This window comes from Paenibacillus sp. GYB006, from assembly GCF_036577645.1.
Taxonomy (GTDB): Bacteria; Bacillota; Bacilli; order Paenibacillales; family Paenibacillaceae; genus Paenibacillus.
On record NZ_JARBDA010000005.1, the window covers coordinates 273,655 to 285,830 of the forward strand.

Below are 12,176 nucleotides of genomic sequence, written 5' to 3' on the forward strand. Positions count from 1 at the left end.
CCTTATCATACAACAGCTTATGTAAAAAAAATTCTGACCGGATACCCGATCAGAATGAAAGTTATCATTTCTATAGATTACTGCCTTTTGTGGATTGTATCTGATCCATCCAAGAAAGAAGAGAATCAGCAGTTAAGGTTAGCTGTTCTTCCATCGTGATATCAGCGGTGCCGTCCCCTTTTTGCAGACCATAGTCACCATACTGCGCATGATTACCTCCAGGCAGATTGTAATAGATGGTATCTTGCGGAAGATAGTCTCTGCCTACCTTTACATTCTCACGATTTACCACATCATCTTTTTCCCCAATAATACTGATGACAGAAAGCGAGGTATCACTCACATCTCCTTTTTCATCTGCATAAGCACCTAATAAAAACATGCCTGCAAGATCATCCGCATGACCAGCTGCAAACCTTGCAGCCATAGCTCCGCCAAGTGAATGTCCACCAATCACAAACGTTTCATCAGGATAAGCTTCTATTACTTTACTAGCTGAATTTCCTCCAGCCACCGACAGATTAGCTGGCATTTTCATTACATACACGGGATGGCCGCCTTCTGCAAGCAGCTGAGCTAAAGGAGCATAACTTGCTTCTTCAACAAAGGCTCCTTGATAAAAAATCACACTCACACCCTGTGGTTGTTTAGGTTGAAATTCGATCCAATTCTTCTGATCTATCACTTCAACTTGCTCTGTAGACTGCATTGCAGCTTGAGCTTTCTCCAGCGGTTCAAGGGTATTCATGGAGAGATAAGCCCACATACCTCCAATAACAAGCACTACTAATATGATAATGCTCCAAATTGTTATTTTTAATTTTCGATGTTGTTTTGTCTTGCTGCTGTTCAACTCAGTCACCTTTTCTTTTCTTATTTCTCGAGGATGGCCTTTCGGTAAGCTTCGATATACTCTTCAGCCTTTCGCTTCACGTAAGTCATATCCCCTGTTTTTACTGCTTGCTGTGTTAGATCGGAGCCAATCCCTACGGCAACAGCTCCGCCCTTAATCCAATCACCTAGATTATCCAAGGACACACCACCCGTAGGCATAAAATTAGCCTGCGGAAGCGGACCTTTCATCGTTTTGATGATGGATGGATCGTATACGTTGCCTGGAAACAGTTTGACTACATCCACACCAAGCTCAAGCGCTGCTTGAACTTCAGCAATCGTCATCACACCTGGCATCACAGGCACTCGGTATAAATTACACAATCTTACCGTGTCCGGATTTAGAGAAGGTCCTACAATAAAAGCGGAACCAGCCATAATAGCGGCTCTTGCTGTCTGAGGTTCAAGCACCGTTCCCGCTCCGATGATCGCAAAACGCTCTTCATCCGCTGTGTCCCAGCTGTAAGTTTTACTTAGTTTTTCGATAGCCTGCAAAGCACCCGGTACGGTCAAGGTAATCTCAATTACTTTAATCCCACCCGCAATCGCTTGCTCTGCCATTTCAACAACCTGCTTTGCAGAATCTGCACGTAAGACAGCTACGACACCATGTTCCACGATTTTTTGGATTAACTGCAGTTTTTTCATCGTCCTCACAACTCCTTATATTATGTATGATTTGTTCTACGATTTCAAAAGGTAAATTCGTTAGACCAAAGCCCCCATACTATCGTTCAATATGCTGAATATTGTTCAGGGCAGCTTCTACTTGAGCATGTGTCGGGAGCGCTTCCCAGTCTCCTACTGCCTGAATAACCATGCTTCCAATTAAACTTCCGAGTTTCGTTGCCTCTAAAGGTGTCTTGCCTTGTAATAAACCAGCAAGGAAACCAGCACAAAATCCATCTCCCGCCCCTACGGTATCAAGCACCTGCTCTGCTTTAACATAAGGAACCTGATCTATTCTTCCGTCATCCAGCACATAGGTAAGATCGGGGCCGCCTTTTACAATAGATACTGCTTGCAAAGCCGATAACCTCTCGAAAATTCGTTCCGTATTTTCCTCATCATATAAAAGTTTCAATTCATCAAGACCCGGCAGAAAATAATCTGCCTGCTCGGCTAGAGACAGAAGAACAGGTCTAGCCTCATCAATTGTCCATAACTTCAACCTTACATTAGGGTCAAAACTCACTTTCACACCAGCATCTTTAGCGATCTGGATCGCTTCCTGCACCGTCTTTAAGCTAGATGGACTAATAGCAGCTGTAATCCCGGTGACATGAAGTATTTTGGCACTGGCAATATAATCCCTGTCGAGTTCAGATGGTGTCATGTAGCTTGCTGCAGACAGCTTCCTATAATAATGCACCGAAGACTTGCCCGGGAGATTTTCTCGAATCATAAGCCCTGTTGCCATCTCTTCCTTCAACTTCGCTCGGGATACATCGACTCCTTCCCCGCGAATCGACTTCATGATCATCTGACCTAGAGGATCATTACCAAGCCATCCGCACCATCCACTTCGGTGTCCCAAACGAGCAAGACCAATGGCTACATTGCTTTCTGCTCCGCCAAAAGATTTATGCAAGGTTGAAGCGTACTCGAGTCCCCTGGTATCTTGCGCGGTGAACAACCCCATGCTTTCCCCAAAAGTAACCACTTCGGGCTGAACGGATGTAATTTGCATTATCCTGATATCCCACCTTTTCATCACAAAAACGGAGGCGTTTTTGCTTTAGATAATTTCCGTTTCGGTTCATAAGCTTCCATTAAGGTTCATTAACTCCATTGTCATCTGCATTGAAACCGTTGTCAATTACAAAATTGTTAAAATAATATACTTAACAATATTTTTTTACAATCACAGATTTTCTTCGTTTCACAGCAATTCAGCTGTGGTAATTAGATGATAATAATGAAAAAGGAGAGAGTCCAAATGCCAAATTCAAAAACCAACCGTCCCAAAATGACTCGTGCAGAAGCTGGGCGGCTTGGCGGGGAAGCCACTTCAAAAAAATTTGATCGATCTTTTTATGAAAATATAGGAAGAAAGGGTGGAATTACGACATCGGAGAACCATAATGCAGATTTCTACCAAGAGATTGGAAGCAAAGGTGGACAAGCTACCGCCCGCTCCCATGACCGTACATTTTATCGTGAGATTGGACGCAAAGGGGGCCTCCGTTAAGACATCTTGCATGCTTGATTTTAAAAACATGAAAAACTTGATAAATAAAAGAGACTTTATTTCACATGACAAATCATCTGCTCACTTAAAACGAATCTAGCAAATCTTTTTAGAAGAAAATGCAAGTTCGTAAAGCTGCGGAGTCTTGATCACTGGGAAATTCAGGTCTCTTTTTTTGTTTTTCTATACCTAAGATCCCTTAATTTTGTAGAAATATGCCGGAAACTGTGATAGACTCATACAAATTATATATTCTATTTACGGTAAAGCCTATTTGCGGTAAAGCATTACAGAACGAAGCGTAATTCAAATCATTTTGATTCTGGGGGGAAACAGTCATCATGGCACCGAAAAAAATGCGTTCAGACATGATTAAAAAAGGTTTTGATCGAGCACCGCATCGGAGTTTGCTTCGTGCAGCTGGAGTAAAAGAGGAAGATTTCGGTAAACCGTTTATTGCCGTATGTAATTCATATATCGATATCGTACCAGGACATGTGCATCTTCAGGAATTCGGGAAAATTGTAAAAGATGCCATTCGTGAAGCAGGTGGCGTTCCTTTTGAATTCAATACCATTGGTGTAGATGATGGGATTGCAATGGGTCATATCGGGATGCGATACTCGCTTCCAAGCCGTGATATTATTGCCGATTCGGTAGAAACTGTAGTTTCTGCTCACTGGTTTGACGGTATGGTATGTATTCCTAACTGTGACAAGATTACGCCAGGCATGATGATGGGTGCACTTCGCGTGAACATCCCAACGATTTTCGTCAGCGGCGGACCCATGAAGGCAGGGCGTGATAGTAATGGCCGTGCATTATCTCTAACTTCCGTATTTGAAGGAGTAGGTGCTTACCAAGCAGGTAAAATTGATGATCAAAGCCTGCTCGAACTAGAACAATTCGGTTGTCCTACTTGTGGATCTTGTTCCGGTATGTTTACAGCAAACTCGATGAACTGTCTTGCTGAGGCGATGGGACTTGCCCTACCGGGTAACGGTACCATTCTTGCCGTTTCGCCAGAACGTCGTGATTTTGTACGCAAGTCTGCAACTCAATTAATGGAACTGATCAAACTTGATTTGAAACCTCGCGATATCGTAACTCATGAAGCTATTGATAATGCGTTTGCACTGGATATGGCTATGGGTGGTTCCACAAATACGGTACTTCATACGCTTGCTCTTGCTCATGAAGCAGGAATTGACTATCCAATTGACCGTATTAATGAAGTTGCGAATCGAGTACCTCATCTGTCGAAACTGGCACCTGCTTCGGATTATCATATTGAAGATGTTCAGAATGCGGGCGGTGTAAGTGCCGTTCTAAACGAACTTCTCAAAAAACCAGGTGCAATTCATGGAGATTGCATTACCGTTACTGGGAAAACCATTCGTGAGAATGTGGAAGGAGTAGAAATTCAAGATCATAACGTTATTCATGCCTTGGATAATCCTCACTCCGAACGGGGTGGACTGGCTGTTCTCTTTGGTAACCTAGCACCTCAAGGTTCCATCATCAAAGTTGGAGCAGTAGATGCTTCTGTGGGTGGATATCATAAAGGTCCTGCGATCTGCTTTAACTCCCAAGAAGAAGCACTCGAAGGCATTGCGAACGGAAAAGTAACCGAAGGAAACGTAGTAGTTATCCGTTACGAGGGTCCAAAAGGCGGACCGGGTATGCCGGAAATGCTCGCTCCTACCTCCCAGATTGTAGGGATGGGGCTGGGTGCCAAAGTGGGGCTGATTACAGACGGACGTTTCTCGGGCGCATCCAGAGGAATCAGTATCGGACATATTTCCCCTGAAGCGGCAGAAGGCGGACCGATTGCTTTCGTACATGATGGGGATTTGATTGAACTAGACCTGAACAATCGTAAGATTGAACTGCTTATTAGTGAAGAAGAAATGGAACGTCGTCGTGCGGAAGAATGGACAGAGTTTGAGCCTAAAGTAAAAACCGGATATTTGGCTCGCTATTCCAAACTTGTTACAAACGCAAGTAACGGCGGCGTTCTAAAAATTTAATACTTCATAAAAAAGGATCCTCCGTTCATGAGAACAGAGGATCCTTTTATGATATATATTTCTACTTAAGCTACTGGCGGCGTTCTGCTTAAATCAGAATTTCCCGCAAGAATTCCTGATTCCTCTTCTTCATACCTTTCGTCTTTTACTTCTCTTGGAGCAGTTCGCTCAGGCTTATGTACGCTCCCGAATCGTTCATAGAGTACCTCCATAGGCATAATGATCATTTTGGGTACCATTTGCTGGCTGCCTTCTTTTAGACGCTTCTGCCCTTGCGGATGAATTACACTCATCAAAATTTTGAGATAAATAGAACTGGAAGCAGCAAACCATCCTTTTGGTAAATCTTTGACAAGAAACCCGAATTGCTCTGGTCCTCGATTAATCATCGTAACACCATACAGGGCTTTTACCCCCGCTGCATCCGGATCCTTTGCAATAAGATGAGCAAGATCAGGAAGCTGTTTTTCCATTGCCCGGATCATACGAATAGCTAAATGAACCGATGACCGTGATGTCGTTCCCAGCTGATATAATTTTTTATTATCAAAATGAAGTTCAACGATCGAATCGCCTTTTTCAAGAAATTCTCCATCTGTCATGGCTACCCGTTTTCCTTGATAGGGACGAATTCGATAATGCAAAAAAGGATTCTCTGGGGTAATCGTCTTTAGATGAGTAACAAGATGAAATACTTTCTCCCAGCCTAACCATAGTTTAACGACTACTTTTTTCATACCTGTTCTCATTGTCGCAAGCCCCTCCTTCCCGTATTGTAGTGTCCTAACCGAATTTGCATTCTTTGATGCATTGTGAAGATCAATCATCTCGTCAATGCGGATGCTTTTCAGTCCTTCGTGCTTCGCCATTTCTAGTACTTTTTCCAGCGCAAGAAGCATAATTTGCGGCGCATGTTTGTCTGCTCCTGGTGTCGTTCCGCAATCGTGAAGAACCATGACTTCTCCACCCCGAAGTTTTTTCTTCATCCGTTCCGTTAAACGATCCACACCGATACGTTCTTTCCAATCGCCGAACATGCCAGACCAGAGAATAATGCGATGGTGATGCTTTTTTGAAAAGTCAAATAAATTGGTAATTCCCCACGGCGGGCGATAATATTCCGTATGCGACCCTGTTATCTGAAACACAATGGTATCTGTACGTTCAATTTGCTGGCGGACAAGCTTAGGTGACATCAACCAGTTCGTATAGTGTTTATAATTGTGGATACCAATCAAATGACCTTCGTCATGAATTCGTTTCAGCAGGTCCGGATTACGTTCTGCATGTTCTCCCACTACAAAAAATGTAGCCTTTGCATCGTACCTTTTCAACAAATCTAACAGAAGCGGTGTATAGTATGGATCTGGTCCATCATCAAAGGTAAGTGCATAATCCTTTACGTTTTTCCCTTTTCGAAATACACGAAAACCGAATAACCGGCTGATTAAACTAGGAATAAATGCATAAAAGGATGTAATATAAAAAAGCAAAAGCAACAAATTTTGCATCATGTAATTCCTCACTTCTCTCGCTTTACTCGCCTGCCAATCCAAACCACACTAATTATTATTTTATCATATTGTGAATAAAATGAACCTTTGAATTCAAATTTTACGTATACTTTAAAGTAATCCCCATTAAAAATAAAAAAAAGGAGTCGTTGTTAACGTATGCTTCCCCTATATAAAAAGTATTGGCGCACTGCTTTTGATATCGGCCTGATTGCACTCACCGTGTTCTTAATTATGTTTGTCTCAAGCAAGCTGTATCACATTGCAGCACCTGTATTTCTTTCATTTCTTGTATTTATTATTATTGAGCCACTGGCCAAGTTTCTGCACCGAAAAGGAATAAAAAAAGCAATTGCCTCTGCTATTTCTGTCCTAATATTTCTCGGTATACTGCTCGGTATATTTTTCGGACTTGGAGTAATCATTGTCTCGTCTATCATTCAATTTCAGGAAAATATCCCTTACTATACTGAAATGATTCAAACCCAATTTAATCAGTTTATGACCTTTTTACATACCCAAATCAATGCACTGCCAGCAAGCGTTATAAATCAGATCAATGATTACTTTGAGATCCTTACTGCAACCCTGTCGAACTGGGGCAAAACATTTCTTGGTTATATTATTACTATGCTCAGCTCCTTCTCTACATTTATAGGAAATTTCGCGGTTGCTATTATTCTTGCCTTTTTCCTTAGTGTAGAGATTGATATGTGGCGGGCTCTTACCAAAAGAAAAGCACCAAAAACGATCAAGAAAGCCTATCTGTTTTTAAAAGATCATGTCCTTAGTTCGATCGGTTCTTATTTGAAAGCACAGTTGATTCTCATTTCGATTACCTTTGTACTTGTATATGTAGGGTTACTGATTGTCGGAACCGGCAACGCCCTTACAATCGCACTTATATCTGCATTTTTTGATCTGCTGCCACTGCTGGGTATTCCCGTTATCTTTATTCCATGGATTATCTATTTGTTTATTGTAGGTAATACAGGGACAGCCATCGGACTGATAATTGTATTAGTAGTGACCATGCTGACAAGGCAACTGGCCGAACCTAAAATATCGGGAAATTCAATTGGAGTCACATCTGCCTATTTAATGCTGTCTTTCATGCTCATTTCCTTATCTATTTTTGGAATTGCCGGAGTGATCCTATCGCCAATCTTGCTGATCTTAATCAAGGAATTACTTCAACAGGGATATTTACAGCGGTGGATCCATCTGCCTGAAGATGAGTTCCAATCCTCACCTTTCGTAGTAGATAAACCGGCTCCTCCTGCCGAGTAATCATCATGCAAATAAAGAAACTCTACCGTCCATCCTTATGGTGACTGTAGAGTTTTTTTATTTGCTATAGCTTAGAATGAGTCTTTGCAAGCATGTCCATAACTTGTTTAAATAAGGAGGTCGCTTTGTGCTTTGATGAAGGGGATACATTCTTGATCAGTACAGCGACCGCATATTCCGGAGACTCCACAGGGCCATAGCCGATGAACCACTGATGGTTTCGCTTCACCTTATTTTGCATTACCTGGGCTGTACCTGACTTCCCAGCAAGATGCCACGAGGCTTCATTGAGAGTCTGTCCCGTTCCCTCCTCCACTACCTTATCCATAAACTCTAACAACTTACTCGCTGTTGACTTATGAATGGCCGGCACATTTTTATCTAATAACCGCTGTTGAGGAATTTCAGCGAGCAGAGATCCGTCCGCATAATGAATATGAGAGACGATTCGTGGAGACTGCACTTTTCCCCCATGAAGCAGTGTCACCATAAGATTAGCTGCTTGCAAAGGAGTAACCTGTACATCGCGCTGTCCAATAGCCGTCTGTATCCTTGTTCCTTCATCATTAAGCTGAATGCTCTCTTTCGTATTAAAAATACGTCCCTTCTCCTCATGATCGAACAAGTGAAAATGATCCTGTCCTAAATAATGATCCTTTTCAAATCCAACTGTTCTGCCAAGGCCAAGCGACTCTGCTGCATCTGCTATCTGTTTAGAATTCAGACGTGATGCCACTTCTGCAAAAGCAATATTACATGACTTCGCGAAACCTTCTGCAAATGTCAACGTTCCATGACCATCTGTTTTCCAGCAGCTTAGTCCATATTTCCCATAATGACCGGTACAGTGAAATTTTTCTTGCGGATGTACCAATCCCTGTTCGAGGGCAGCTGCAGCGGTGATTATTTTAAAAATTGATCCGGGTACAGCCGCCTTTAACGCCTGATTTGCCCATTCATTCTTCTCTAGACTAATCCGCTGCGGATTATAGAAGGGTCTTGATACCATAGCCACTACATCTGCATTTTTGGCATCCAGTACCACAACGGCTCCTTCCGTCACCCCTGCCTCTTTCGTTATTTTCTCTATTTGCTCTTGCAGATCTATATCGATTGTAGTCTCTACATTTAGCGGGTATCTCGGATTGTGAGGTGCAATCACTCTTGCCCCGAGGGTTCCGTTTAACGGCTGTTTATGCCCGTCTACCATATTTGATACAATGGTTGGCCCAAGACCTTTTAATAGGGGTTCTAGGGTCCGCTCAAGTCCGCCAGCTCCTGATTTTACATTAAAAGGATCTTTTACTTCCTGATGAAGTTTACTCTTCGCTGTCTTTTCGGGAAGTTCTGCAAGATATCCGAGCCACTGCCTCCCGTTCTCCGAGTCTATATATCGCTTCATATAGGGCAGCGCTTTAATCATCCCCACATTCTTCACTCGAATTGCTTCTACTTCGAGAGATGTGAGGATCCGCGGTTCTCCACTCGCAAGCGTCCACCATTCAGGTGAAGTTAAAGCATTCCATTTCGTCCATAGGGTGTCAGGGTTAATATTCAGGATGCCCGCCATCTCTAAGAGCTCACTTCTTTGTTCTTCCGTAATTCCGTCAGGCAGTGGAAATAGGACCGGTACATAAACCATTTTTCCGGTTAAAGACTTATGGTGACGGTCAAGAAATTGTCCACGGCCTGGGTCCAAAATAATACCTTGTTCACGCTGCAATACCGACATTTCTCTCATTGTTCTTCCGGTTTCAAGAACTTCTTGATTCACCCTAACTAACTGGATATATCCGAGACGAAACATTAGTACAGCTAGCAAACCACCTAATAGAAGCAACGTAAAGAAGATACGTCTCTTTCTTAACAGGTCCATACCCAGGTGCCTACTTTCGACTTTTTTTGCTATTATCCCCTTTTAGGGCATATTAAAAACCCTGCCTCCTTCATTCAGGAAACAGGGCTTGAACTTATTGTACTTGCGATTACCGTTTTAATACTTAAAAACAGATAACGTTGCCTTTAACTCACCGGATACCTTCTCTAATTTGGCCGACAATTCGACGAGCTGATTACCGATACTTTGCTGCTCACTGCTCAGTGATGCCACCTCTTGAGATGTCGCAGAAGATTGCTCAGCAACCGAACTTACATTCATCATCGTCTCGGAAAGGGTAATCTGGGACTGATTCAGTTCTTCTATGGACATCGATGTTTCCTCTAATCTTTTCACGAAGATGCCCATCTGGTCTTCAACCGTTTGAAAAATCTCCCCAGTATCTTTTACAGCTATAATCTGTTCCTGGAACAGTGGATAAGCCTCAGACAAGGCCGATACGGTTTCATTCATTTCCATCATAATACGATCCGTTATACCAGCGACCATATCTATTGATTCCTTCGACTGATCCGCAAGCTGCCGAACTTCACCAGCCACGACCATAAATCCACGACCTGCTGCTCCTGCTCTAGCTGCCTCAATCGTCGCATTCAAAGATAAAATATTGGTTTGCCTTGCGATGTTTTGCAGTACATCTAGAATATTCAGAATAGAGCTTGTGCTCTGCTTAAGCTGATCTACTTTATGAACAAGCGAACGAATCATTTCTTCACTTTGTTCTGTTTTGCTAGTTAACCCCGCTAAATAGGCGCTTCCTTGCTGACTTGCTCCTTCTACTTCACGTGCAGAACTTCCGAGTTCCTCATTGGTGACAACAACTTGCCGCATCTGTGCAGAAATGAGTTCCGTCATTTCCGAACCTCGCTCTGCTTCACTTGCTAGATTTGTTGCACCTCCCGCGATTTGTTCCGTTGCTACAGCTACTTCTGTTGCAGATGCAGCCGTTTTCTGTGAAGCACTACTTAATTCGGATGCAGTCTGTAATACATCCTGTGCTGTTTGGTTGGTTTGCTGAACTAAACGTGTAATCTGCTCCATCATTTGGTTGAAACTTGCAGACAGTTGCCCGATCTCATCTTTTGATTGGTGCGCTGTTCGTACGGTTAAGTCGCCTTTTGCACCTTGTTGCATCAGATCTTTCAGAATGGATAGAGGTTTAGCAATCATGCGTACCATCCACATACCAATCAACAAAGCCATTACGGTTGCGGCAACAGCAAAAATAATCGTCACAAGCAAAATCTGATTTGCTCCCTTAACCAGTTCGCTTACAGGAATCATCCCAATAATTTTCCAACCGGTAATTTCAAGGGTAGTGTACACAGCGAGCATTTCCTGATTCTTTCCATTCATTGTGCTCATTGTATCTCTAAAACCGCTTTTCTCCGAGAGATCCTGTAAAAATGTGAGCTGAGTTTGCTTCCCTTCTCGTTCTGCTATAGTTGATCCTATAACCGTACCATCTTCGGAAATGGCTTGAATAACTCCATTCTCGCCAAAGTTAACTTTCTTGAGTTCCTCTTCTAAGGCACTGGCTTTAATCTCAAAAACAATCATAAACGTGTCAATATTGGCATTAATATTTTTAAAAATACGTGCCATACGATATGTACTTTCTGTTCCATTTTCTTTTTCTTCCGTAGGAAGCCATAATATTCCGCCATTTTCAAAAAGAGACGTAAACCATTCTTCTTCTCGCAGTTTTATTAAATCCGAACTTCCTGTACTTATGGTTGGAGTATCTGGATTCTCATGAACTAAGGAAATCGATGAAATGGATTGATTCGTAAATTGTAAGTTCGTCAATTGTTCACTGAGCAGGGAACTGGATTGATAAATATCAAAAGCGGATGCGTTACTTTCATTTAAAGCTTCTAAATTCTTTTGTAAGTTTGTATCAAAAAAGATTTGAGTCGACATATCTACGTAACGTTCCATAATAATATTTAATCTCTGTGCCGTCTGTTCCATTGTTTCCTGATTAGCTTCCGCAGCTTTTTCTTTAATTGTCGCTTTGGCTGTCTGATAAGACAAGGTCCCGAGACCAAATACAACCAGCAGAACGGCAATCATAAAAATAAGGAATAATCGAACCCCTACAGACTCCATCGGATTCAGCCTATTCATCTGCCTCCATGATAATTTTGTTTGTACTCCCTCCTTATTTACATGCGTTGAGTCTTGAGAATCTTGCTTCTTTCTAAACTTTAAAACCGGTTTCATTCTGTTCACCGCCGTTAATGTTATCGTTTTCAAGATGAATTTATAACTATTACTTCGGCAAGTCGAGAGTAAAACCTTTGCTTTTTATGAAAATAATTGAATCTTTTCTCCTATTTTAACATATGAAAAGACCC

The 12,176-nt window shown here is 42.2% G+C and carries 9 protein-coding genes; 3 read left to right on the forward strand and 6 right to left on the reverse strand.

Features of this window, described 5'->3' with window-relative positions; genetic code table 11:
* Positions 1–70: 70 nt before the first annotated feature.
* From PV403_RS14640 to PV403_RS14650, 3 genes are all read right to left on the reverse strand, one after another.
* Positions 71–853, reverse strand: a complete 783-nt coding sequence (locus PV403_RS14640; protein WP_332085113.1) for an alpha/beta hydrolase — start codon at positions 851–853, stop codon at positions 71–73.
* A 20-nt stretch (positions 854–873) separates the two neighbouring features.
* The gene (locus tag PV403_RS14645; RefSeq protein ID WP_332085114.1) at positions 874–1,542 is read right to left on the reverse strand and encodes a bifunctional 2-keto-4-hydroxyglutarate aldolase/2-keto-3-deoxy-6-phosphogluconate aldolase; all 669 of its coding nucleotides are present in this window, start codon (positions 1,540–1,542) and stop codon (positions 874–876) included.
* A 79-nt stretch (positions 1,543–1,621) separates the two neighbouring features.
* A complete protein-coding gene (locus tag PV403_RS14650) occupies positions 1,622–2,584 on the reverse strand; it encodes a sugar kinase (protein ID WP_332085115.1) in 963 nt (320 codons plus the stop codon).
* 249 nt (positions 2,585–2,833) lie between these two features.
* Between PV403_RS14650 and PV403_RS14655 the strand changes: the two genes are divergently transcribed.
* Positions 2,834–3,085 carry a general stress protein gene (locus tag PV403_RS14655; protein WP_332085116.1) on the forward strand — a complete coding sequence of 84 codons (252 nt, stop codon included), beginning with the start codon at positions 2,834–2,836 and terminating at the stop codon, positions 3,083–3,085.
* 341 nt (positions 3,086–3,426) lie between these two features.
* Positions 3,427–5,115, forward strand: coding sequence for a dihydroxy-acid dehydratase (gene ilvD, locus PV403_RS14660; protein ID WP_332085117.1), 1,689 nt, complete (start codon positions 3,427–3,429; stop codon positions 5,113–5,115).
* 65 nt (positions 5,116–5,180) lie between these two features.
* Here ilvD and PV403_RS14665 read toward each other — a convergent pair whose 3' ends face one another.
* Positions 5,181–6,629 (reverse strand): polysaccharide deacetylase family protein, encoded by a 1,449-nt coding sequence (locus tag PV403_RS14665; protein ID WP_332085118.1) that lies wholly within the window; start codon positions 6,627–6,629, stop codon positions 5,181–5,183.
* A 159-nt stretch (positions 6,630–6,788) separates the two neighbouring features.
* Here PV403_RS14665 and PV403_RS14670 point away from each other — a divergent pair, with 159 nt between their 5' ends.
* On the forward strand, positions 6,789–7,919 hold the full coding sequence (locus PV403_RS14670; protein WP_332085119.1) for an AI-2E family transporter: 1,131 nt from the start codon (positions 6,789–6,791) through the stop codon (positions 7,917–7,919).
* Positions 7,920–7,983: 64 nt separating this feature from the next.
* Here the strand turns inward: PV403_RS14670 and PV403_RS14675 are convergent, their stop codons facing one another.
* Both PV403_RS14675 and PV403_RS14680 read right to left on the reverse strand, forming a co-directional pair.
* Entirely contained in the window at positions 7,984–9,795 is a 1,812-nt protein-coding gene (locus PV403_RS14675) for a peptidoglycan D,D-transpeptidase FtsI family protein (RefSeq protein WP_332085120.1), read from the reverse strand.
* Between the two features lie 117 nt (positions 9,796–9,912).
* Positions 9,913–11,946 carry a methyl-accepting chemotaxis protein gene (locus PV403_RS14680; RefSeq protein WP_332085121.1) on the reverse strand — a complete coding sequence of 678 codons (2,034 nt, stop codon included), beginning with the start codon at positions 11,944–11,946 and terminating at the stop codon, positions 9,913–9,915.
* Positions 11,947–12,176 lie beyond the last annotated feature (230 nt).

What these genes read in the sequence shown, in the direction of transcription:
- ilvD (WP_332085117.1), top strand. Translation starts at nt 3,427, where the DNA reads ATGGCACCGAAAAAAATGCGTTCAGACATGATTAAAAAAGGTTTTGAT.
- PV403_RS14680 (WP_332085121.1), bottom strand. Translation starts at nt 11,946, where the DNA reads ATGAATAGGCTGAATCCGATGGAGTCTGTAGGGGTTCGATTATTCCTT.
- PV403_RS14645 (WP_332085114.1), bottom strand. Translation starts at nt 1,542, where the DNA reads ATGAAAAAACTGCAGTTAATCCAAAAAATCGTGGAACATGGTGTCGTA.
- PV403_RS14655 (WP_332085116.1), top strand. Translation starts at nt 2,834, where the DNA reads ATGCCAAATTCAAAAACCAACCGTCCCAAAATGACTCGTGCAGAAGCT.
- PV403_RS14665 (WP_332085118.1), bottom strand. Translation starts at nt 6,629, where the DNA reads ATGATGCAAAATTTGTTGCTTTTGCTTTTTTATATTACATCCTTTTAT.
- PV403_RS14650 (WP_332085115.1), bottom strand. Translation starts at nt 2,584, where the DNA reads ATGCAAATTACATCCGTTCAGCCCGAAGTGGTTACTTTTGGGGAAAGC.
- PV403_RS14670 (WP_332085119.1), top strand. Translation starts at nt 6,789, where the DNA reads ATGCTTCCCCTATATAAAAAGTATTGGCGCACTGCTTTTGATATCGGC.
- PV403_RS14675 (WP_332085120.1), bottom strand. Translation starts at nt 9,795, where the DNA reads ATGGACCTGTTAAGAAAGAGACGTATCTTCTTTACGTTGCTTCTATTA.